The 22988-nt window shown below is 64.7% G+C and carries 20 protein-coding genes; 3 read left to right on the forward strand and 17 right to left on the reverse strand.

The annotated features are described in order from the left end of the window. Positions 1-77: 77 nt before the first annotated feature. The gene (locus ACEN9P_RS15730; RefSeq protein WP_495619766.1) at positions 78-1112 is read right to left on the reverse strand and encodes a GlxA family transcriptional regulator; all 1035 of its coding nucleotides are present in this window, start codon (positions 1110-1112) and stop codon (positions 78-80) included. A 253-nt stretch (positions 1113-1365) separates the two neighbouring features. Here ACEN9P_RS15730 and ACEN9P_RS15735 point away from each other — a divergent pair, with 253 nt between their 5' ends. The 3 genes from ACEN9P_RS15735 (at position 1366) to phnD (ending at position 4598) form a co-directional block, all read left to right on the forward strand. Beyond that, positions 1366-2337 carry a choline ABC transporter substrate-binding protein gene (locus ACEN9P_RS15735; RefSeq protein WP_495619767.1) on the forward strand — a complete coding sequence of 324 codons (972 nt, stop codon included), beginning with the start codon at positions 1366-1368 and terminating at the stop codon, positions 2335-2337. An 82-nt stretch (positions 2338-2419) separates the two neighbouring features. Beyond that, the gene (locus ACEN9P_RS15740) at positions 2420-3496 is read left to right on the forward strand and encodes an HAD family hydrolase (RefSeq protein WP_495619768.1); all 1077 of its coding nucleotides are present in this window, start codon (positions 2420-2422) and stop codon (positions 3494-3496) included. 64 nt (positions 3497-3560) lie between these two features. Beyond that, positions 3561-4598, forward strand: a complete 1038-nt coding sequence (gene phnD, locus ACEN9P_RS15745) for a phosphate/phosphite/phosphonate ABC transporter substrate-binding protein (protein ID WP_495619769.1) — start codon at positions 3561-3563, stop codon at positions 4596-4598. 17 nt (positions 4599-4615) lie between these two features. Here the strand turns inward: phnD and ACEN9P_RS15750 are convergent, their stop codons facing one another. The 16 genes from ACEN9P_RS15750 to ACEN9P_RS15825 all read right to left on the reverse strand — a co-directional run bounded on the left by ACEN9P_RS15750 (position 4616) and on the right by ACEN9P_RS15825 (position 22965). Further along, on the reverse strand, positions 4616-5419 hold the full coding sequence (locus ACEN9P_RS15750; protein WP_495619770.1) for a substrate-binding periplasmic protein: 804 nt from the start codon (positions 5417-5419) through the stop codon (positions 4616-4618). A gap of 189 nt (positions 5420-5608) precedes the next feature. After that, positions 5609-6037, reverse strand: coding sequence for a dihydroneopterin aldolase (locus ACEN9P_RS15755; RefSeq protein WP_495619771.1), 429 nt, complete (start codon positions 6035-6037; stop codon positions 5609-5611). A gap of 14 nt (positions 6038-6051) precedes the next feature. Beyond that, positions 6052-7443: an L-serine ammonia-lyase gene (locus ACEN9P_RS15760; RefSeq protein WP_477712324.1), complete on the reverse strand. Its 1392-nt coding sequence runs from the start codon at positions 7441-7443 to the stop codon at positions 6052-6054. Between the two features lie 93 nt (positions 7444-7536). Next, positions 7537-8397 carry a formyltetrahydrofolate deformylase gene (purU, locus tag ACEN9P_RS15765; protein ID WP_495619772.1) on the reverse strand — a complete coding sequence of 287 codons (861 nt, stop codon included), beginning with the start codon at positions 8395-8397 and terminating at the stop codon, positions 7537-7539. A gap of 67 nt (positions 8398-8464) precedes the next feature. Then, positions 8465-9667, reverse strand: coding sequence for a formaldehyde dehydrogenase, glutathione-independent (fdhA, locus tag ACEN9P_RS15770; protein WP_495619773.1), 1203 nt, complete (start codon positions 9665-9667; stop codon positions 8465-8467). A gap of 235 nt (positions 9668-9902) precedes the next feature. Further along, a complete protein-coding gene (locus ACEN9P_RS15775; protein WP_413325359.1) occupies positions 9903-10979 on the reverse strand; it encodes a GlxA family transcriptional regulator in 1077 nt (358 codons plus the stop codon). 19 nt (positions 10980-10998) lie between these two features. Beyond that, positions 10999-11871 (reverse strand): ABC transporter permease, encoded by an 873-nt coding sequence (locus tag ACEN9P_RS15780; RefSeq protein ID WP_477664405.1) that lies wholly within the window; start codon positions 11869-11871, stop codon positions 10999-11001. Next, the gene (locus ACEN9P_RS15785) at positions 11864-12901 is read right to left on the reverse strand and encodes a quaternary amine ABC transporter ATP-binding protein (RefSeq protein ID WP_495619774.1); all 1038 of its coding nucleotides are present in this window, start codon (positions 12899-12901) and stop codon (positions 11864-11866) included. The genes ACEN9P_RS15780 and ACEN9P_RS15785 overlap by 8 nt, the downstream gene beginning before the upstream one ends. A gap of 208 nt (positions 12902-13109) precedes the next feature. After that, positions 13110-14213, reverse strand: coding sequence for an FAD-binding oxidoreductase (locus ACEN9P_RS15790; protein WP_495619775.1), 1104 nt, complete (start codon positions 14211-14213; stop codon positions 13110-13112). A gap of 57 nt (positions 14214-14270) precedes the next feature. Beyond that, positions 14271-15527 (reverse strand): aromatic ring-hydroxylating oxygenase subunit alpha, encoded by a 1257-nt coding sequence (locus tag ACEN9P_RS15795; RefSeq protein ID WP_495619776.1) that lies wholly within the window; start codon positions 15525-15527, stop codon positions 14271-14273. A 13-nt stretch (positions 15528-15540) separates the two neighbouring features. Continuing rightward, complete coding sequence (locus tag ACEN9P_RS15800; RefSeq protein WP_495619777.1) at positions 15541-16308, reverse strand: electron transfer flavoprotein subunit beta/FixA family protein; 768 nt, start codon at positions 16306-16308, stop codon at positions 15541-15543. Further along, a complete protein-coding gene (locus tag ACEN9P_RS15805; RefSeq protein ID WP_495619778.1) occupies positions 16305-17417 on the reverse strand; it encodes an electron transfer flavoprotein subunit alpha/FixB family protein in 1113 nt (370 codons plus the stop codon). The genes ACEN9P_RS15800 and ACEN9P_RS15805 overlap by 4 nt, the downstream gene beginning before the upstream one ends. Continuing rightward, positions 17414-19297 (reverse strand): (Fe-S)-binding protein, encoded by a 1884-nt coding sequence (locus ACEN9P_RS15810; RefSeq protein ID WP_495619779.1) that lies wholly within the window; start codon positions 19295-19297, stop codon positions 17414-17416. The genes ACEN9P_RS15805 and ACEN9P_RS15810 overlap by 4 nt, the downstream gene beginning before the upstream one ends. Before the next feature lies 1 nt (position 19298). Then, positions 19299-21359: an oxidoreductase gene (locus tag ACEN9P_RS15815; protein WP_495619780.1), complete on the reverse strand. Its 2061-nt coding sequence runs from the start codon at positions 21357-21359 to the stop codon at positions 19299-19301. 9 nt (positions 21360-21368) lie between these two features. Continuing rightward, positions 21369-21902, reverse strand: a complete 534-nt coding sequence (locus ACEN9P_RS15820) for a DUF5943 domain-containing protein (RefSeq protein WP_477736532.1) — start codon at positions 21900-21902, stop codon at positions 21369-21371. 181 nt (positions 21903-22083) lie between these two features. Continuing rightward, positions 22084-22965, reverse strand: coding sequence for a glycine betaine ABC transporter substrate-binding protein (locus ACEN9P_RS15825; protein WP_495622189.1), 882 nt, complete (start codon positions 22963-22965; stop codon positions 22084-22086). Positions 22966-22988: the final 23 nt, after the last annotated feature.

Here is a 22988-nt window from a genome sequence, read left to right on the forward strand (position 1 = left end):
GATGTATTACGACCACGCGATGGCGCAAATTTCCGGGCTCCACCAAGCCCGTCAAGCGGTGTGCGGCGGTGGGAAGTTTATTTGCGCGCCGGTGAAACGGCGCGCCGCATCACCGGCGCCTGCACGGACTGCAGCCGGTCCGCCCGGGGCGGGCAGCCGAACTTGTCCCGGTAGACGCGCGAGAAATGTTCCAGCGACGAATAGCCGGCACCGACAGCCACTTGCGCCACGCTCATGTCGGTTTGCTGCAGCAGCTTGTGCGCGCGCGCCAGCCGCAGGTTGATGTAGTACTTCAGCGGCGGCAGCGAGGTGTAGTGCTGGAACAGGCGTTCCAGCTGGCGCCGCGACAGCCCGACCCGGGTTGCGATCTCGTCGCAGGGCACGGGCTCTCCCACGGTTTCCTGCATGAGGTTGATCGCGGCCTGAACATGCCTGCTGCCTTCGCCGGGGCGCTTGTTGGCGCTGCTCAGCAAGGAGTCCGTCGGGTAGCGGACCTGCGTGTACTGCATGTGCTGCGAAACCTCGTGTGCCAGGTCGGCGCCTTCGCGCTCGCCTATCCACTGCAGCATCATGTCCAGCGTCGACGTGGCGCCCGCACAGGTCAGGCGGCGTCTTTCTATGGTGTAAAACTGGTCCTTCGCATTGACGTTCGGGTACAGCTCCTGGAAGCCTTCCAGGTTGTCCCAATGAATCGCCGCGCTGTAGCCGTCCAGCAAACCAGCGGCTGCCATGATTTCGGCGCCGGTCTCTATGCCCGCGAGTTCCGCGCCGAAGGCCGCCTGCCGCCTCAGCCAGTTTTTGATCTTGCGGTTCTTTGCATACTTCTTGGCCTCGAAGCTGGCGATCACAAAAACCGCGGAGAACTCCATGTCATCAGACAACTCCGCGTCCACCGGCACCTGCATGCCGTGTGTCCCTATCACCGGAGCACCGTCGACCGACAGCGTGGTCCATTCGAACAGCTTGCGTTGCATCAGCCAATTGGCCAGCACCAGCGGTTCCATCACCAGGGCCAGGCCCAGGTTGGAAAACTGCGGGATCAGCAGCAAGCCGACCCGGCGCGCCGCGGGTGTGGCTTTGGGCGACGTGCGCTCCCGGTTTTCTTCCTTCATAGAGACCCGCCATGCGTTGACAAACAGCCTATAAGGTATTTGGGGCCGCTGTTAGCCGGTTGACGTAATACGACATATGTTAGTCGTATTACGTCAATATCGGCCGTTTTCCTAAACCTATAGTTCGTCAACGGAAGAGCACTGCTTACCGGCATGCACCACTCGCCTTGCGGCGGGAACGGCAAGAAAAGCATGCGGTGGGCAGGCCTGTTTCAGTCCCTGTAAATGCGCTATCCAACCAGGAAAACGTGACATGAGGTCTCTGCACATACTCGGCCCGACTGCGGTTCTTGCCCTCGCCCTTTGCGCCGGCCCCGCAAGCGCACAAAACAAATCGCCGGCTGGCACCAAAGAGGCGGAAAGCTGCCGCACGGTGCGTTTCGGTGATGTCGGCTGGAGCGACATCGCCGCCACCACGGGGCTGGCATCGGTGGTCCTGGAAGGCCTGGGCTACCAGCCGAAGACGACGCTGGCTTCGGTGCCCATTACCTTCGCGGGCATCAAGAGCAAGCAGATCGACGTTTTTCTCGGTTACTGGAACCCGAGCATGACGCCCATGATCGAGCCCTTCGTCAAGGCGGGCCAGGTCAAGGTGCTGGACCAGCCCAACCTGGCCGGCGCCAAATACACGCTGGCCGCCAACAGCACCGCGTTTGAAGGCGGCTTGAAGACCTTTGCCGACATCGCGAAATTTCGCAAAGAGCTCGATGGAAAGATCTACGGCATCGAAGCCGGCAATGACGGCAATCTTTTGATCCAGCGCATGATCGACAAGAACGAATTCGGCCTGAAGGATTTCAAGCTGGTCGAGTCGAGCGAAGCCGGCATGCTGTCCGAAATACAGCGCGCGTCGCGCCTGAAAAAATGGATTGTGTTCCTGGGCTGGGAACCGCATCCGATGAATGTGCAGCTCAAGATGAAATACCTGGAAGGCGGCGACACCGTGTTCGGCCCGAACTTCGGCGAAGCCAAGGTGTACACCGCGACCACCCCCGATTACCAGGCGCGCTGCCCCAACGCGGCCAGGCTGATCGGCAACCTGCAATTCACGACCGACCTGGAAAACCAGGTGATGGTGCCCATCACCAACAAGGTCAAGCCCAACGACGCGGCCCGCGATTGGTTGAAGAAGAACCCGGATGTGCTCAAAAAGTGGCTGGCCGAGGTCAGCACCTTTGACGGCAAGGATGGGCTGGCGGCGGTCAACAAGCACCTGGGTCTTTGAGCGCATCACCATCGAAGAGAAAGTTATCGGAAAGTTGTCTGAAGTTGTTGGAAGTCTCGTCAAAAAAACTCTGGAGGTTTGTATGAATTTAGTTAAAAAGCTGTTGTCCGGCCTGCTGCTGGCCGGTGTCGCTTTCGGTTGTTCAGCCGTCGAATTGAAACACTGGCCCGCCGATGCCGCGGCCAAGCTCAATGCCCTGGTCAAGACGCATGCGAACAAGGGGGAGTACGCCGTGTTCGATATGGACAACACGAGCTACAACTTCGACCTGGAAGAGTCCCTGCTGCCTTACATGGAAATGAAAGGCCTGCTGACGCGCGAGAACATGGACCCTTCGCTCAAGCTGATCCCGTTCAAGGATGTCAACGGCAACAAGGAAAGCCTGAACAGCTATTACTACCGGCTCTGCGAAATCGACGACATGGTCTGTTACCCCTGGGTGGCGCAAATTTTCTCGGGCTACACGCTCAAGGAATTGAAAGGCTTCGTCGATGAATTGATGGCTTACGGCAAACCGATTCCGGCGACCTACTATGAAGGCGACACGGTCAAGACCATAGCCATCGAGCCGCCGCGCATCTACCAAGGCCAGCGCGAGCTGATGAACCATTTGATGGAAAACGGCATCGAGGTCTACATCATGACCGCCGCGCATGAAGAACTGGTGCGCATGGTGGCATCCGACCCGCGGTACGGCTACAACGTCAAGCCGCAAAACGTGATCGGCGTCGCGACCATGCTGAAAGACCGCAAGACCCAGGAACTGACCTCGTCCCGCCTGCAAATCCAGAAAGGCAAATACGATCCCGCCAAAAACATGGATCTGCAAATGCATCCCTACCTGTGGACGCCCAACACCTGGATGGCGGGCAAGTATGCGGCCATCCTGACTTACATCGACCAGTGGAAAAAACCCATCCTGGTCGCGGGCGATACACCGACCAGCGACGGCTACATGCTGTTCCACGGGACGGACATCGATCGTGGCGGCGTGCGCGTCTGGGTCAATCGCAAAGCCAAATACATGACACAGATCACCGACATGTGGACCAAAAACGCGGCACGCCAGAAGGAGCTGGGCTTGCCGGTCACGGCCGACAAGAACTGGATCGTCGTCAAGCCGGAAGACATTCATCCGCTCCCTGCTGGCAACAAGTAAGCCGGCCCCATCCGCTCGTTCGCCTGTCCATCCATCCGTCCACCCATCCGCCAGGAGGTGTTGAATGAAACCTGATCGTCTCTGCCCCGGGATGCCCTCCCGGATCCGGCGCGCCCTGTGCGCGGCCTTGTGCATGACCTTCGTGGCCGGGATGGGGCTGTTCCCCGTTCACGCGGCCAACAGCCCGGCGCCTTTGACGCTGGGGCTTATCGTCACGGGCGATACCGTGGAGAAGATGGTGGAGAACTGGAAGCCTTTCACCGACGCGCTGGCCAAAGAGATGCAGCGGCCGGTGCAGGTTCTGGCTTCGAAAGACTTCGCCGAAATTTCCGGTGCCCTGAAGAGTGGGCAGGTGCAGGTGGCCTGGGTCAACAACAAGCTGGCGATCGAACTGGTGGAAGCCGACCAGGCGCTGGTGTTTGCGCAGATGGTTGGAATGGATGGAACGCGCGGCTACAGCTCGGTCTTGCTGGCCCGCAAGGACGCCGCGCCCCAGAGCCTGGCGGAGGTGATAGGCCGCCCGGGCAGCTACACGCTGGGGGCCGGCAACAAGGAGTCCATTTCGGGTTTCCTGGCGCCGAACTACTATGTGTTCGCCAAGAACAAGATCGACCCTGAGAAACACTTCAAGAAGATCAACCGCACCAGCCACCGCGACAATTTTCTCGCGGTCGCCGACGGCCAGGTGGACCTGGCGACCAACAACACCGCGGACATGCTGCGCTACAAGGTGGAGTTCCCGGACAAGATGGCGCGCGTGAAAGTGATCTGGGAGTCCCCGCTGATTCCCAACGACCCCATCCTGTACCGCAAGGACCTGCCGGCGGCCACGCAGCAACGCATCCGGAAGTTCTTCCTGGCCTACGGCCGCGACGAGGCCGAAAAAGCCACGCTGAAGAATATGTATGACCTGTCGGCGTTCAAGGCTTCGTCGAACTACCAGTTGCGGCCCGTGGCCGACCTGTCATTGTTCCAGGCGCTGACCAAGGCAATGGGAAGCCCCCAGGATGGCGGCGATTTCAGCGCAACGCTACAGCAGCTGACCCAGCGGGCCGCCCGCCTGGACACGCTGCTTAATTCCACGCGGATTGAGAGCCAATAGCCGGGGCCCAGCAACGCCTACCGTATCAACGGAAAAGTCCGAAAGTACTCCGCTTCCAGCTGCGCCGGGTCCAGCTTCTTGAGGGCCGTATCAAATGCATCGCGCATCTCCAGTCCCGCGGGGCTGCGCTTGAAGCAGACATGGAGGGTCAGCTGCGCGATGGGCCTGGGGTTGAAGACCACTTGCTCGGCGCCGCCCAGGCGCGACAGGGTGTAGTTCAGCACGTTCTTGTCGATGACGATGCCGCGTACCTTGCCTTCTCTGAGCTTTTTGACGTTTTGCGCATCGCTGGTGCCGGCCTCGACGGCCTGGCGTTTTTCCTTGATGGCGTTGTCGAAGGCTTCGCCGTTCACATAGCCTTCCACCACACCGAGCTTGTAGGGTTCAAGGTCAGAGATGGTGTTCCAGGTGATGGGCGCGCCTTTTAATGTCGCCACGCCCAGCAGGCTGGTGCCTATGGATTGGGACAGGTGGCAAGCTTGCTCCCGCTTGGTGTTGAAGTAGACGGGAAAGTAGCCCTCGTAATTGGGATCTTTCTCGCCCCTTTCCACGGTGGTGGCCCAATCCGAGGAGGCGCTCATCAAGCGGTAGCCGGCGCTCTTTGCCACCACGGTGGCAACCCGGGTCGAGAGCCCGTCCTGCGGCAGCAGCTGGCCGTTGTAGGGCGGCCATTCCAGCGTGGCCAGGCGCATCACCTTGGCGGTGGGCGCCCCAGGGGTGGCAAAGCTTGTCTGCGCGTGGCAGTTCAGCGTGGTCAAGGCGGTCAGGGCGCAAGCTGTCCAAGTTGCGCGAGCCAGCAGAGAGTACGAAATAACGTTCATAAAAACTCCTCAGGCTCTACGTTCAATGAACACAAAAGATTACAAATTTGTGAGCCCGCGCCCATTGTTGGGCGGCCTTGCTGCGTGCAGTGGTGCTGAGTGGACGCGCATTTGTCCAAACTCGACAGCGGCGCGGCATGGGAAGCGGCCGGCCGTGCCGGTGCTGGATCGCGAATCAGGCCTGCAGAGTTAAGCCCGGGCCAACAGGGCCAGCAGGCGCTGCTGTTCCTCGAACTGAAGCCGCGTGATGTCGCGCTCCAGCCCCACACGACTGGCCTGGGGAATGGCTTGCGTTTTGTACAGGCCCACCCAGACATCGGTGATCCGGCTGTCGGCAAACACGCGGCTCACCAATTCGTTGAGGCGTGTTTCGAGCAAAGGCGTGTGCGCGCTGAGCGGCCACTCGTCGAGCATCCAGCGGCAGATGGGCTCATAGTCAAAACACTGGGCCAGGCTGTCGGGGCATGCCTCTGCGAGCCCACTGATGCGCAGGCTCACCAGGATGGGCTGGGGTTCGTGTTCATGCGCGTACACGCCGACGCGCAGCCGTGTCTGCAGCGACTCGACACGGGCCGTCCATCGGGAGCGCGGCGCCATGGATGGTTCGCGTTCACCCATGCTTTTCTCAAACACTAGCATTCAACAATATTGACCGCCAGCCCGCCGCGCGCGGTCTCCTTGTACTTGGTCATCATGTCGGCGCCGGTTTCGCGCATGGTCTTGATGACCTTGTCCAGGCTCACATGGTGGGTGCCGTCGCCGTGCAAGGCCATGCGGGCCGCGTTGATGGCCTTGACCGAGGCAATGGCGTTGCGCTCAATGCACGGAATCTGGACCAGACCGCCGACCGGGTCGCAGGTCAGCCCCAGGTGGTGCTCCATGCCGATTTCGGCCGCGTTTTCGACCTGCTCGGGTGTGCCGCCCATGACGGCGCACAAGGCGGCCGCCGCCATGGAGCAGGCCACGCCGACCTCACCCTGGCAACCGACTTCGGCGCCCGAGATGGAGGCGTTTTCCTTGTACAGCATGCCGATGGCGGCGGCGGTCAGCAGGAAGTCGATCACGCCGCCGGGCGTGGCCGTGGCGACGAAGCGCGTGTAGTAGTGCAGCACGGCCGGCACAATGCCCGCCGCGCCGTTGGTGGGCGCGGTGACGACGCGGCCGCCCGCGGCGTTCTCTTCGTTCACCGCCAGGGCATAGAGGTTGACCCAGTCCAGCACCTGCAGCGGGTCGCGCAGCGAAGCCTCCGGGTTGGAGCGCAGCCGCTGGTGCAGCTCGGCGGCGCGGCGCTTGATCTTGAAGCCGCCGGGCAAGACGCCCTGGGTGCGGCAGCCGCGTTCCACGCAGGCTTGCATCACGTCCCAGATCCTGTGCAGGCCGGCGTCGATTTCGGCATCGCTGCGCCAATGGCGTTCATTGCGGCGCATGAGTTCGGCTATCGAGATGCCGGCGCTTTTGCATTGCTGCATCAGCTCGTCGCCGCTGTGGAAAGGGTAGGGCAGCACGGTGACGTCGGGTGCCAGCACTTTCTGCTTGCTGCCGTCGGCCGCCACTTCATCGCTGACCACAAAACCGCCGCCCACCGAGTAATAGCAGCGGTTGAGCAGCTCCTCCCCCGCGGCGTCATACGCGATGCAGCGCATGCCGTTGGGGTGAAAGGGCAGGGTCTCGCGGCGGTAAAACGCCAGGTGCTCTTTCTCGCGGAAGGCCACCGCGTGCCGGCCCCCCAGCTGCAGCTGGCCCGTGCTGCGTATCGCCTCCAGCATCGCCGGAATGGCTTCCACGTCGACGTTTTCCGGGTCATGCCCCTGCAGCCCCAGCAGCACGGCCTTGTCGGTGCCATGGCCCTTGCCGGTGGAGCCCAGGGAGCCGTAGAGCTTGACCTCCACGCGCGCGCAGGAGGCCAGCAGGCCCTGGTGCGCCAGACGCTCGGTGAACAAATGGGCCGCCCGCATCGGGCCCACGGTGTGCGAGCTGCTCGGGCCTATGCCAATCTTGAAAATATCAAAAACACTGACAGCCATGGTGGGGGATCTTCTGGCGCGGTGCGCCTGGGTAAAAAATGGAAGAAATGAGGGAGTGGATGAATCAGCCCGTCCGTTCGGGGCCAGTGTGCCCTAACGCAGCACCACGGTTTTCATGCCGTTGATGAACACCCGCCGCTCCAGCACAAAACGCAGGGCCCGCGACAGCACCAGGCTTTCCACCAGGCGGCCCGCCTGCGACAGGTGTTGCGGTGTATCGGCGTGGTCCACACGTTCGACCGACTGCTCGATGATGGGGCCCTCGTCCAGGTCGGTGGTGGCGAAATGGGCGGTTGCGCCTATCAGCTTGACGCCGCGGTCGTGGGCCTGCTGGTAAGGCTTGCCGCCCTTGAAGCCGGGCAGGAAGGAATGGTGGATATTGATGACCCGGCCGTGCAGCTGCCGGCACAAGCCTTCCGACAGGACCTGCATGTAGCGGGCCAGCACCACAAATTCGGCGCCGGTGTCGGCGATCAGCCGGCGCAGCTTTTCTTCCTGCGCGGGTTTGGTTTCGGCGCTGATCGGCAGGTGGTGAAAGGGCAGGCCCTCGGCCTCGGCCAGGGGCGCCAGGTCGGCATGGTTGGAGGCAATGGCCACAATGTCCATCTTCAGCTCACCGCGCCGCCACTGCGCGATCAGCTCGCGCAGGCAATGGTCGAACTTGGACACCATGACCAGCACACGGGTGGGCTGCGCCAGGTCATGCAGCTGCCACTGCGCCTGCGGGAAACCCTTTGCCAGCTCGGCGAAGGCGCCGCGCAGCACTTCCACCGGGCTGCGCAAGCTGAAAACGCTGCGCACAAAAAAGCGCTCGGTCGTGTGGTCGTCAAACACCGAAAACTGCTCGATATACGCCCCATGTTCGTTTAACAAGGCGGAGATGGCCGCGACCTGGCCCTGGGCGCTGCCGCAGGCCAGGTTCAGGCAGAAATGGGTGTTGGTATCCGGGGTCATGAACAAAGAAAGTTTTGGAGTTTGGGTTCTTGCATGGATACGAGGCGCCGCCTCGTATCCATGCCAGTCAGGCCGCCATCTTCAGCTGCCTGTGCGGGTCAATGACGAATTTCTTGGGCGCACCGGCATCGAACTCGGCATAGCCCGAGGGCGCCTCGTCCAGCGATATCACCTGCACGCCCACCACATCGGCGATCTTGATGCGGTCCCACAAGATGGCCTGCATCAGCGCGCGGTTGTATTTCATGACGGGTGTCTGGCCGGTGAAGAAGCTGTGCGATTTGGCCCAGCCCAGGCCCAGGCGAAGGCTGAGCGAGCCGGTCTTGGCGGCCTTGTCGACGCCACCGGGATCCTCGGTGACATACAGGCCCGGGATGCCGATCTTGCCCGCGGCGCGCGTGACTTCCATCAGCGAATTGAGCACCGCGGCCGGCGCTTCCGTCTGCGAGCCCGCATGGCCGTGGCCGCGTGCCTCGAAGCCCACCGCATCCACGGCGCAGTCGACTTCCGGCGTGCCCAGGATCTGCGCGATCTGCTCGCCCAGGCTGGCATCCTTGGACAGGTCGACGGTCTCGAAACCGACCTTGCGCGCATGCTCGAGGCGAGACGGGTTGATGTCGCCGACGATGACGACGGCGGCCCCCAGCAATCGTGCCGATGCGGCGGCGGCCAGGCCGACCGGGCCGGCGCCGGCCACATACACCGTGCTGCCCGGGCCGACCCCGGCCGTCACCGCGCCGTGGTAGCCGGTGGGCAGGATGTCGGAGAGGCAGGTCAGGTCGCGGATTTTTTCGACGGCCTGTGCGCGATCGGGAAACTTCAGCAAGTTGAAGTCCGCATAGGGCACCATGACGTACTCGGCCTGCCCGCCTATCCAGCCGCCCATGTCGACGTAGCCATAGGCCCCGCCCGCGCGCGAGGGATTCACGCTGAGGCACACGCCGGTGTGCTGTTCCTTGCAGGTGCGGCAGCGCCCGCAGGCCACATTGAAGGGTACCGACACGATGTCGCCGCGCTGCAGTGTTTCGACGTCGCGGCCGACTTCGAGCACCTCGCCCGTGATCTCATGGCCCAGCACCAGGCCGGCCGGCGCCGTGGTGCGGCCGCGCACCATGTGCTGGTCGGAGCCGCAGATGTTGGTGGTGAGCACCTTCAGGATCACGCCGTGTTCGGCCTTGCCGCCCAGCGGGTTGAGCAGTTTGGGAAACGGGATGGACTGGACTTCAACCTGGCCCTGGCGCAGGTAGACGACACCGCGATTAGCTGACATTCTGGGTCTCCTTGTGTTGGTATGGAATGGCTTGCCTGGCTGCCGCATCCGGCGCGTCGCATCTCAAAGGCAGGAGGGCGTCCTTGCTTGCAGCTTCATGCCCCGTTCCTTGTCAACGTGAAATTGCGCGGTGCTACGGCACCACTGCACTTTTACAGGTTGAGGCTGCGCAACTTTGCTGGGAACGACGCGGAGTTGTCCCGCAGCGGCAGGCGCGTGGCCGCTGGCGCGCGCTTCAGGCGGCGCGTTTGAGGGGCACCACGCGCTTGCGCGAGGCCCTGGTGCGCGCTTCGCTCTCGCCCACCTTGCCGCGGCGCTCCTCGCTGGGCGCGTGCCCGAACAGGCTGCGGTAGGCCTTGCAGAAATGCGAGGACGACTGGAAGCCGCAGGCCACGGTGACCTGCATGATGGGGTGGCTGCTGTGCGTGAGCAGTTCCTGGGCGCGGCGCAGCCGCAGGTTCATGTAGTACTGCGCCGGGTTGATGCTGAAGTAGCGGTGGAACAGGCGCTCCAGCTGGCGCAGCGAGAGCCCGACGGCGCCGGCCAGCTCGGCCAGGGGCAGGGGGTCTTCAATGTTGGCCGCCATGATTTCGGCGGCCTCCGTCAGGTGCTGGTAACCGGGGCCTATGCATTCGGGCTGCGGGATGCGCTGGCGGTCGTTGCTGGCGCGCAGCCGCTCCACGATGAATTGTTCGGAGATGTCCATCACCAGCTTGGCGCCGTGGGCGCCGCGGATCAGGTGCAGCATCAGGTGCAGGGGGGCCGTGCCGCCCGAGCAGGTCATGCGGTCGCGGTCGAGAATGAAGACCTCGGGCGCGAAGCGCACCTTGGGAAACTCCTCGCTGATGGCCGCCAGGTTTTCCCAATGGATGGCGCAGCGGTAGCCGTCCAGCAGCCCGGCGCTGGCCAGGGCAAAGGAGCCCGTGCACAGCGCGCCCATGACCGCGCCGCCGGCGGCGCAGCGGCGCAGCAGCTGGCGCACGCCGTCGTTCGTGACGCTGCGGATGTTGACGCCGCCGCAGACAAAAACCATGTCGCAGCCGGCCAGCTCGGCCAGCTCCCCGGTTGTTGCCAGTGCCAGGCCGTTGCTGGCCACTGCGCTGGCCTGTTCGGGGTTGACCACGGTCCACCGGTACAGCGGGCGGCGGCTGATGTAGTTGGCCATGCGCAGCGTTTCCACGGCGTTGGCAAAGGCGATCATCGAATAGTCGTGCAGCAGGATGAAGCCGACATGGGTGCCGTCTTTTTTGGACTTGACCTCGTCGGCGCCAACTGTTTTTGGCGCGGGAGGCTCAACCGGAACGCGTGGCATGGAGTGATCCTTGTGACACCTAGCTGTCGCTACTCTCGCGGGCCACGCCAAAACTCTCGGTGAGGCGGTCGAGGATGATGGCCAGCAACACCACCGCCAGCCCGCTCTCGAACCCCAGGCCGATGTCCAGTCGCTGGATGCTGGCGAGTACGTCGTTGCCCAGGCCGCCCGCCCCCACCATGGAGGCGATGATGACCATGGACAGCGCCATCATGATAGTCTGGTTGACGCCGGCCATGATGGTCGGCAGGGCAATCGGGAGCTGCACCTTGAACAGCAGCTGGGTGGAGGTGCAGCCGAAGGCGTTGCCCGCTTCGACTTGTTCTGAGCTCACCTGGCGTATGCCCAGGCTGGTCAGGCGCACCACGGGCGGCATGGCGAAGATCACGGTGGCGATGATGCCGGGTACCCGGCCCAGGCCGAACAGCATGGCCGCGGGGATCAGGTAGACAAAGGCGGGCATGGTCTGCATGAAGTCCAGCATGGGCCGTATCGAGGCGTTCACGCGCGGCGCGCGCGCGCACCAGATGCCCAGCGGTATCCCGAAAAACAGGCTGATCAGGGTGGCCGAGAGCGTGAGCGCCAGGGTGACCATGGTTTGCAGCCAGAAACCGGTGACCACGATCAGCGCCAGGGACAGCGCCACAAAGGCGCCGAACTTCCAGCCCAGCCGGCGCACGCCCACTGCCGTGGCCACCAGGATGACCAGCCAGAAGGGCAGGGCCAGCATGCCCATCTCGACCCACGTGGCGAATTGTTCGACCACCACGCCTATCGAGTCGAAGACGGCGGCGCCGTTGTCCAGCAGGTGTTTCACCCCGGCGTTGACCCACTTGCCCAGGGGCAGGACGTCGTGCGAAGCCTGGGTGATTTGAGAAAGCAGATTAGACATGGCGGGCCTCTTGAGCCATTCGGACGAGCAGGCTGCGCGCGGAGATGCAGCCCAGTAATTGGTCGGTGGCGTCGAACACGCCCACCGGTTGGTCCATGCCCAGCACAATCTTCATGGCTTCGGGCAAGGTGGTGTGGGACGGCAGGCGCGGCCCGCCGTTGTAGGAGTGGCCGTTCAGGCCGGGGTCCAGCAGGTCGGCCGCGGTCAGGTAGCGTGAAGTGTCCACGCCTTCGAAAAAGCGCCGCACATAGTCGTTGGCCGGCTGGGTGATGATCTGGTGGGGCGTGCCTTCCTGCACCAGGTTGCCGCCTTCCATGATGGCGATGCGGGTGCCTATGCGCAGGGCTTCTTCGAGGTCGTGCGAGACGAACAGCACCGTGCGCTGCTGTTCGCGCTGCAAGTCCAGCATCAGGCCTTGCATCTCGACGCGCTTGAGCGGGTCCAGCGCCGAGAAGGCTTCATCCATGAGCAGGATGTCGGGGTCCACCGCCAGGGCGCGCGCCAGCCCCACGCGCTGCTGCATGCCGCCCGACAGCTGCGAAGGGTACTTCGCCGCGTAGGTCTGCAAGCCCACCTGGGCCAGCACTTGCATGGCCCGGTCCTCGCGCGCCTTGCGCGGCGTGCCCGCCATTTCGAGGCCGAAGGCGGCGTTGTCCAGCACGTTGCGGTGCGGCATGAGCGCGAAGGACTGGAACACCATGGCCACCCGCTTGCGCCGCCACTTGACCAGGTCGCACTGCGGCAGGGCGGTGATGTCTTCACCGTCGATGTTGATGGCGCCTGAAGACGGCTCGACCAGGCGGTTGATGAGCCGGATCAGGGTGGACTTGCCCGAGCCCGACAAACCCATGAGCACGTAGATCTCGCCCGGCATGACGTCGAAGCTGACTTTGTTGACGCCGACGACATGCCCGGTCCTGGCAAACACTTCGTCCTTGCTCAGGCCTTCCCCCAGCAACTTCACGGCTTCTGAAATATTGCTTCCGAAAATCTTGTAAAGATTTCGGACGCTGATCTTGGGTTTTGTCATCGTATGTCTCCGGGGAAATTTCGCTGCATGTTTCGGTTCTTTTTATGAGCAAGCAGCGTGCCACGATTTTGTCGGGCGCAGGGGTTTCAAGCTATAGGGTTTGTCCATGGAGGGCCTCGATTTCTGCCGTTAAACGCCAAAAAAATTTGCATAACTTCCAATGCGTGTTCAAAGCGATTCTTGATTCGGTGCATGCACGTTTTTGAGCTCACCGATCCAGTGCGACATCACTCACGGGTTTGCTGCAGCAAGGCAGGATCCAGCCCTGGTCGATCTCGCGCGGGCGAATGCCGCCGGCGTGTTTCATCTCGACCTGGCCGGATATCTTTTTGGTTTTGCAGGTGCCGCAGATACCGCTGCTGCAGGAGGACGGCAGGCGGAGGCCCGCGGCCGTGGCCGCCTGCAAAATGGTCTGGTCGGCGCGGCACGAAAAGGACTGGCCCATCTTCTGCAGCTGGATGCTGTGTGTGGCTGTGGCGTCGCCATCGCCGTCGCCCTGCGCCTGCGCTTGCGCCTCGGGCTGCGCCTGGTCGGCAAACGAAAAACTCTCTTCGCGGTAGCGCCGCATGTCGTAGCCCGCTGCCGCCAGCAGCTGGCGCACCGCCGCCATGAAAGGCGCCGGGCCGCAGGTGTAGACGTCGCGCTGCAGGAAGTCGGGCGCGATGTGGGCCAGCCGCGCCGCGTCCATGCGACCGATATGCCCGGCATAGGCGCTGCCCGGCGTGTGCTGTTCGCACACCGTGGCCAGCCGCAGCTGCGCCATGTTGCGCGCCATCAGGGTCAACTCTTCGGGGAACAGCACGTCCGCGGGGCTGCGCGCGCAATGCGCGAACACGATGTCGGCATCGCTGCCCAGGTCGTGCAGCGCGCGGGTCATGGACATCAAGGGTGTGATGCCGCTGCCGCCGGACAGGAACAGGTAACGCTGCGCTGGCGCCTTGAAGCAGCTGAACTCCCCGGAGGGCCCGATCACGCCCAGCGTCATGCCGGCGCGCAAGTTGTCGTGCAGCCAGTTGGACACGGTCCCGCCTGGCACGCGCTTGACGGTGATGCTCACCAGGTCGGGGCGGGTGGGCGTGCTGGACAGCGTGTAGCAGCGGTTGACCCTGCTGCCCGCGATGTCCAGCTCCAGCGTGATGAACTGGCCCGGCAGGTAGCGAAAGCTGCGCGGCCCTTGCGCCGCGAGCACAAAGGTTTTGACGTCGTGCGTTTCCTGGCGCACCTGGACGCAGCGCAGGGTTTCGTCCCGGTCGGAAGACCAGGGCGGGGAGGCGGGCGCCGCGAAGTCAGGAGCGTGAAGAGAGGTGGACATGGGGATGGGCCAGAACGCTGGGAATGTAGTCGGGTGTTTACCGGGATCTACCGGGATCTACCGGGTCAGGGCACTGAGGCGGTTCACATACCAGTTGCAGAATTTTTCGACCAGGCCTTCGGTGTACGGTGAATACGGCCCGGGCTGGTAGGCGCCGGTGGCGATGCCGATCTGCGACTCCTCCACCAGGCGGCGGTCCTGGGCATTGGTGGCATTCCACACGGCGGTCAGGTTTTCCACGGTGTAGTCCACACCCTCCACCGCATCCTTGTGCACGCACCAGGTGGTGCGGACCAGGGTTTTGGTGGCGGAGATCGGCAGCACCGAGAAGCTGACGATGTGGTCGCTCATGAAGTGGTGCCAGGAGTTGGGCTGCGTCCAGAACGACAGGCCGCCCAGCGCCGGGTCGACAAAGTCGGCCAGCAGTTTTTTGGAGGCGACCTCTGCGTTCATGGTTTGCGACTGGCCGGAGCGGTCTATCGGCAGGCGCTGGGTGCGAAAGCCTGTCACGCGGTCGTCCAGGGTGTCGATCTCCGCCGAGGGCAGGCCCATGGCTTCCCAGCGTTTGTGGCTGGCGTCCATGATGTCCTGGAACTGTTGCTGCCCGGCGGCGTTGTGCTCGTCCGGTTTGTAGCCGAATCCGTACTCGTACAGGGAGATGGTCAGCTCGGGGTGGTTGCTCATGCAGTGGTAGCACTCCCGGTTGTTTTCCATGGTGAGCTTCCAGTTGCAGTCTTCCACGATGTCGACCTGGGCCGCCACCTTGCACTGGCTCAGCTGGTGGGGCGCCAGGTAAGGCGTCATCTCCGTCACCATCTGCTCGAAATCTTCGGGCGGGTTGTCGGCCAGGCAGATGAAGATCAAACCCGCCAGGCTGCGCACATGCACCGGCTTGAGGCCCAGGCCCGAGGCGTCGAAGTCATCGCCCATGTGTTTGGCGTGGATCAGCTTGCCGGTCAGGTCGTAAGTCCATTGGTGGTAGGGGCAGACGATGTTGCCGACCACGCCCTGCCGGCTGGCGCACAGGCGCGAGCCTCGGTGGCGGCAGACATTGTGGAAGGCCCGCACCTGCATGTCGTCGTCGCGCACGATCAGGATGGAGTTCTTGTCGAAGTCCACGGTGATGTAGTCGCCGGCTTCGGCGATCTGCGGCTCGACGGCGACGAAGATCCAGTGCTTGCCGAAGATGTGCTCCATGTCGGCCTGCAGCACCGTGTCGCTGAGGTAGAACGGCGCCTCCAGGCTGTAGCCTGGGCGGCGGCGGGCCAGCAGCTCACGGGTCAGCAGGGTTTGCGCGGAAAGGGTCTTTGTCATAGTGGGCGTTTCGTCAAAAATGAACAAGAGAATGGGTGCGCAGGTAGTCCAGTACCGCCTGCGCCTTGGTGTGTGGGTCGCCTGCCTGCAGCACGGCGCCGCCCGTCGAGGGCGACTCGATCGCGCCCAGCATGCGGGCGTGGCCGCTTTGTTGGGTGCGGGCCTCCAGCAGCTTGCGGCGCTTGCTGCCGGCAACCCGCTGGCCCACGGGGGCTGATGGGGATGCGGATGCGGGCTTGGTCGCCTGAAGCGGCTTGCGCACGATGCGCCCCGCCATGGCGTCCGCCAGCGAATGGCGCAATGTGGGTGATGCGGCGGCACTGACCACCAGCACGGCCGGTGCCTGCACGCGCAGGCGGCGCCGCGCGCCCTTGGGCAGGGCCTGGGTCACGATCCAGGCGGAACCTTCGGCTTGTATGCCCAGCACATCGGCGACCACGGGGCGCTGCAGCGCGGCCGCCAGGGCATACGGCAAAACGCCGGTGCCGTGTTCGGCTTCGGAGCGGGTTCCCGCCAATACCCAGGGCACATCGCGCAAGGCCGGCAGCAGGCGTGCCGCGATGTCGGCGTCTTCGCCGCATTCCAGGACTTCCAGCAGCGGCGCGCCCAGGGCCAGGTAATCGCGGGCGACCGCATCGGGCAGCGGGCCTGCCGTCAGCAGCCGCACGCCGCCCGACACACCCAAGGCCAGGGCGGCCGCGGCCGCATCGGCGCGGCTGCGCACGGGCCGGCCGCTGACCGCATGGTGGCGGGCCGCCACGAGTACGGTGATGTCGCTCATGCGGCCTCCTTTTGCTGGCGCACCAGTTCAAGCAGCGCCCGCATCAGGGCCGCACTGTCTTCCACCACGGTCAGGTCGGCGCGGCGCGCGATGGGCGCCGACGCATCGAGGTTCACCGCGATGACGTGGCGGCAATCCTTGATGCCTTGCAGGTGCTGCACCGCGCCCGAAATCCCCAGCGCCAGGTAAGCAGAAGCGGACACGGTTTTCCCCGTGGCGCCGATTTGCTGGGCACGCGCAAAGCGGCCGTCGTCCACCGCGACGCGCGAGGCGCCGACGGCGGCGCCCACTTCCAGCGCCAGCGAATGGAACAGCGGCAGGTCGGTGACGCCGTTGCCCGCGGCCAGGATGAAGTCGGCTTCCTCGAGCGCCAGCGTCTTGGGGTCCCCGGCCTGCACACCGAGGTCCTCGATGCCGTTCTCGGAAATAGCCGGCACAGGCTGCGCAGGTTCGCGCACGCCGAGCCCGACAAAAGGCAGTTTGGTGCTGGCCACGCCCTTGGCCAGCAGCATGACCTGGGCATGCGGGCGCAGCCAGTCCTGGCCGGCGCCGGCGGGCACGCGCAGGCTGTCCGCCCCCAGCTCGACCACGCCGCAGGCCAGGCCCAGCCCGGCCTGGACGGCAAAGCGGCGGCCCAGCTGGCCGTCAAACCCGCTGTCGGCAAACAGCCAGTGTTGGGGCGCCCAGGCGGCCTGCAGGCCTTGCAGCCATTGCACGCAGGCCGCGGGCTGGTAGCGGTTCGCCTCAAAATCCTCAGCCACCAGCAAGCGGTCCGCGCCCAGCGCGGCCACATCGTCATGGCAGGGCCCCAGCACCGCGAGGATGACTTCGGTATCGGCCGAGGCCAGGATCGCCGCCGCCGCAACCGCCTGGCGTGCCGCGTCGCCCAGCGCGCCGCGCTCCGCGCGGGCCACCACCATGGTGGCGCGGTGAAAGGGGCCGGCGCTGCGCGTGGCCTTGGCCACCGGCGCATCGAGGCGGTTTGCGCTGATGCGTTCGCCCTCGCTGCTGCCCAGCACAATGCGCCGCAGGCCCGCGGGCGTGATGATGGCGGGCCGGCGCGGGTCCACGCGGCGCAGCGGGCCGGAAGGGGCGTACGCGGTACTCATGCGACCTCCAATGCATGGGCCAGCAGCTCGGCCACATCGAGCACTTCGGGACGCGGGCCCACCACGCCTTCAAGCATGGCGGTGCAGTTGGGGCAGGCCACGGCCACCACGCCTGCGCCGGCAAGTTTTGCATCGGCGATGCGGATATCGGGAATGCGCGTGGTGCCGGGAATGTCGGTGAAGGGCGCGCCGCCTCCGCCGCCGCAGCAGCGGCCGCGCTCGCGGTTGCGTTCCATCTCCACGACCTTGATGCCTATGCCTTTGAGCACGGCGCGCGGCGCGTCCACTTCGCGGCCGTAGCGGCCCAGGTAGCAGGGGTCGTGGTAGGTCACGGCCTCCACGCTGCCGGCACGCGTGGGCTGGAGCTTGCCCTCGGCCAGCAGCTGGGCCAGCAGCTGGGTGTGGTGCCAGACGTCGAAGTCGCCGCCCATGGCCGGGTACTCGTTTTTCAGCGAATGGAAGATATGCGGGTCGGGTGTCACGATGTACTGGAAGCGGCGGGCCTTCAGCGTGGCGATGAGCTGGCGCGACAGGCGCTGGAAGCCATGCTCGTCGCCCAGGCGGCGCGCCAGGTCGCCGCAGTCGGTTTCCGCCGCGCCCAGCAGGGCGATCTGCAGGCCGGCTTTTTGCAGGGTTTTGATGAAGGCGCGCAGGGTGCGCTGGTAGCGCATGTCAAAGCCGCCTTCGCCCACCAGCACCAGCCAGTCGGTCCGGCCGCCGGCATCGAGCACCGGCACATTCAGGTCGGCCGCCCAGTGGTGCCGGGCGCTGAGCGGGAAACCGCCGGCGGTGTCGGTGTCGCGCAGCTGCTCCAGCACTTCCATGCCCTTGTTCGGCACCACGCCGTCCACCAGGGTCATGTGGCGCCGCATGTCGACGATGGCATCCACATGTTCGATCAGCATGGGGCATTCCTGCACGCAGGCCCGGCAGGTGGTGCAGGACCAGAGTGTCTCGCTGTTGATCAAGCCGTTCACGATGGGCAGGCCGGGCGCTCCACCGTGCTGGCCTATGGGCTGGCCTGGATAAGGGCTGCCCGCGTAGCCGGCGTCGGTCCTGGCGCTCATACCGACGACCAGGTCCTGGATCAGCTTCTTCGGGTTCAGCGGCTGGCCCGCCGCGAAGGCCGGGCAGGCGGCTTCGCATTTGCCGCACTGCACGCAGGCATCAAAGGACAGCAGCTTGTTCCAGGCGAAGTCGGCGGGCTTGCCCACGCCCATGTCGTCCGCGGTGAGGCGCAGCGGCTTGAGGGCGGTGGCGAAGCGTTTGTCACCAAAACGCTCGGGCCGGGGATGCAGGCCCAGGTGCAGCAGGCCGGCGACGGCATGTTTCATCGGGCCGCCCAGGCCTATACCAAGGGCGAGTTCCGCCGCGCCGGCGGCGAAGGCCAGGCTGACCACGCCGGCCAGCCAGGGCGCGAGGGCGGTGCCGGTGAAGGCCACTGCACCGACCAGGGCCACGGCGGCCGCGAACAGCATCAGCGAATAGGGCAGGCGGCTCCATGGGCCTTTGGACAGGCGCGCCGGTGCGTTGCGGCGGCGCGAAGCCATGGCGATGGCACCGGCGAGCATCATCAGCCCGGCCAGCAGCAGCGCCGCATCCAGTACCCGCAAGTACAGGCCCAGGCCGTAGTTCAGCGCGACCAGCGTCAGGGCCAGGATGGCGCCGCCGGCCACGCCGACATGGGCGCGGGCCACAAAGGGCTCACGGGCCACCACGTCGTGCAAGTCCACAAAGTAGCGCTTGGGGATTTGCAACAGCCCGCGCAGGTCCACGCTGGCCTGCCGGCCGGTTTTCCAGATAAGCGCGCGCCTGCCCATGCCCCAGGCCAGGGCCAGGACGGCCAGCCAGAACACGGCGCTTACAAGCTGGGGGAGCATTTCAAAAGTCCTTGCACAGGCGCAGCGAGTCGTAAATCGCGGCGTGGATGTTGTGCATGGAGACGCAGTCGCCAACGCGGTAGAGCAGGAAGTCTCCCTTGCCGGTGGCCTGGCTCAAGCCGGGCTGCGGCTGCGCGTCGTACAGGGCCTCGATGTCGGTCTGGCCCTTGTTGAGCGACAGCGGCTTGAGCTGCCAGTACAGGCCGTCATTGGGCAGGATGCCGTTTTCGATGACCACCTGGTCCACCGCGCGCTCTTCCAGCGCTTCGGTGTATTCGTTCTTCAGCACGGCGATCAGTTTGTCGTCTTCGCGGTAGACACGCTCCAGCCAGAAGTTGGGCGTCTGGATCACGCCGCTGGCGTACAGCTGGCGGTAGAAGATCGGGAAGGTGGTGCCGCCCACGTCGTCGGCGACCTTGACGTCGGGCGTCACGATCTCCACCAGCTTGCCGCGCGCGGCGATGAAGTCGGCCGCGCCGGTGCCCGCATGGGTGCTGATGCTGTCGTACACCAGGACGTTTTCGCCCGGCGCGACCGCGCCCGACAGGATGTCCCAGCTGCTCACGCACAGGCCCTGGTCCGCGCCCCAGGCGGGCGTTTGTTCCATGTGCGGTGTGCCGCCGGTGGCCAGCACCACGATGTCGGGCTGCTCGGCCAGGATCATCGCCATGTCGGCCGCCACGCCCAGGCGGCGCTGCACGCCCAGGCGCTGGGTCTCCATGTCGAACCAGCGGATGATGCCGGCCATCTGCTCGCGCTTGGGCGGCTTGGCCGCCAGGTTCACCTGGCCGCCGACGACGGTGTTTTTCTCGAACAGCACCACCTCGTGGCCGCGCTCGCGGGCCACACGCGCGGCCTCCAGGCCGGCCGGGCCGGCGCCGACCACCACCACCTTGCGGCGGACACCCGTGGTTTTTTCAATGGTGTGCGGCATGGTTTCTTCGCGGCTGGTGGCGGCGTTCTGGATGCACAGCACGTCCAGGCCGTTGTACTGGCGGTCTATGCAGTAGTTGGCGCCCACGCACTGCTTGATCTGGTCTTCCCGGCCGTCGCGGATCTTGATGACCATGTGCGGGTCGGCGATCTGCGCGCGGGTCATGCCCACCATGTCGACCATGCCGGTGGCCAGGATGCGTTCGGCCTGCGAGGCGTCGCGAATGCTTTGCGCGTGCATGACGGGAACTTTGGACACCGACTTGATGCCGGCGGCCAGGTGCACAAAGGGTTCTGGCGGCAGCGCCATGGGCGGCATGCAGTTGACCAGGGTGTTGTGGGTATCCGCGCCGGAGCCGACCACGCTCAGGAAGTCGATCAGGCCGCTTTCCGACATGGCCTGGGCAATCTCCTTGGCCATCTCGTGGCTGATGCCGTCTTCATGGAATTCGTCGCCGCACATGCGCATGCCGACACAGAAATCGGCGCCGACCTGCTCGCGCACGGCCTGCAGCACTTCCATGCCGAAGCGCAGGCGGTTTTCCAGGCTGCCGCCGTACTCGTCGGTGCGGTGGTTCACGCGCGGGCTCCAGAACTGGTCGACCAGCTGCTGGTGTGCGGCGGAAATTTCGATGCCGTCCAGGCCGGCATCCTTCACGCGTTTGGCGGCCCGGCCGTAGTCGGCCACGATGCGGCGTATCTCTTCGATCTCTATGGTCTTGGCGTTGCCGCGGTGCACCGGCTCGCGTATGCCCGAGGGGCTGACCAGGTGCGGCCAGTCGAAGCCGTGCCAGGCATTGCGCCTGCCCATGTGGGTGGCCTGGATCATCAGCTTGGCGCCGTGCTTGTGCATGGTCTCGGCCAGCTTGGCGAGAGGCTCGATGACCGAGTTCTTCGCCAGGTTGACGGAACTCCACCAGGACCAGGGGCTGTCGCGCGACACCGGGCTGGAGCCGCCGCAAATTGCCAGGCCCACGCCGCCCTTGGCTTTTTCCTCGTAATACCGGATGTAGCGCTCGGTCGGGTTGCCGCCTTCGGCATACACCTCGGCATGCGCGGTGCTGACGATGCGGTTGCGCAGCAGGACCTGGTTCAGGCGTATGGGCTCAAACAAATGCGAGTAGCGCATGGCGGATCTCTAGAGGGGGCTGACGGTGAACACGCAGTGCTTGTGGCCCTCGGCCGCGCACTGGGTTTCGGCGCTGGTGGTGCGCACGGCCGAGCCGCTGGTCTCCAGCACCCAGTCCATCGCGCCCGAGAACCAGCCGGCGAAGAGGTAGCAGACCTTGCTGTGGTTCACCGGCACGCCGGCAATGCCTTGCGCGAGCACGAACACCGAGTGCTCGAGCTTGATCTTTGCGCGGCCGGTGGCGGCGTCCGATTCGATGAAGGAAAACAGGCCCCAGCCGCGTTGCGACAGGCGCTTGAGGTAGTGCTCGTAAACCGCCATGCCGGACAGGCCGTGCGTGGCCGCCTCTTTCTGGCACCAGAAATACGCCGAGCGATGCCCCGCCTTGTAGAGCGCGGGCGCATAGACTTCCCGGCCCACCACGGCCTCGGTTTCGACATGGTTGTTGACAAAGAAGTGCCGCGGCACATAAATCATCGGCAGGCCGTCGGTGGTCCAGATACCGGTCTGTGCATCGACTTCAATGGGGAGTTGCGGGTTCATCTTGGGAGTCTCGTTATGGATGTCGGAACACGGCCTGGAACACGGCCTGTTTGTGTCTGGCGGAAAGCAAAGGTCAAACCACGGGGCAGGGGAAGGCTTCACCCCCGATCCGATGGCGGCCGGTGGTCCCAGGCCGGCTGGGACCACCGGGCCGCTATCTGCGCCCGGTGTTTGCGGCGCTTTAGCCGAGCCAGCTTGAAACACGCGCGGCGTTGTCGTTCATCCACTTCTCGGCTGCCGCGTCCGCCTTGGAGCCGCCTTCGACGGCCAGCATCACGGCGCCGATCTCTTCCGGCTTCCACGAGAATTTCTTCAGGAAAGCCACGACAGCCGGCGCCTTGGTGTTCAGCGCCGGGTTGATGACGCTGTCCACGTGCTCTTCAGCACCGTAGATGTTTTTCGGGTCGGCCAGGAAGCGCAGCTTGTACTTGGCGAACATCCAGTGCGGAATCCAGCCGGTGACGGCGATGGATTTGTTCGCGCGGTAGGAGCGGTCGAGTTCGGCGGCCATGGCCGGGCCCGAGCTGGGCAGCAGGCGCATGTCCAGGCCGTAGGCCTTGATGGCTTCTTCGGTCTTGCGCATCACACCCGCGCCGGCGTCAATGCCCACAATGCGGTTGTCGAAATCGGCGCGGAAGTTGTTGAGGTCGGTCAGGCTGGTGGCCTTGACGTAGTCGGGCACGATCAGGCCGATCTTGGCGCCGGGGTAGTTGGCGCCCAGGATCTGGACCTTGTCCTTGAAGCTGCTCAGGTAGGCTTCGTGCGTCACCGGCAGCCAGGCCGACAGCGTCATGTCCAGGTCGCCGCGCGCCACGCCTTGCCACATGATGCCCGCTGCCAGCGGCACCAGCTCAACCGGATAGCCCAGCTTGCTGCGGATGATGGCCGCGGCAAGGTTGGTGGTGGCCACGCTGTCGGACCAGCCGTCGACAAAACCGATCTTGATCGTGGGCTTGGCCTGGGCAAAGGCGCCCATGCCCGTGGCGGCCAGGGCCGACGCGCCCAGTGTCTGCGCCAGGAATTTGCGGCGCTGGCCGAGGGAAATATTTTTTTGCGGTTTCATCATGGTACGAACACTCCTGATTG

It is taken from the genome of Polaromonas sp. Polasp52 (assembly GCF_059491565.1).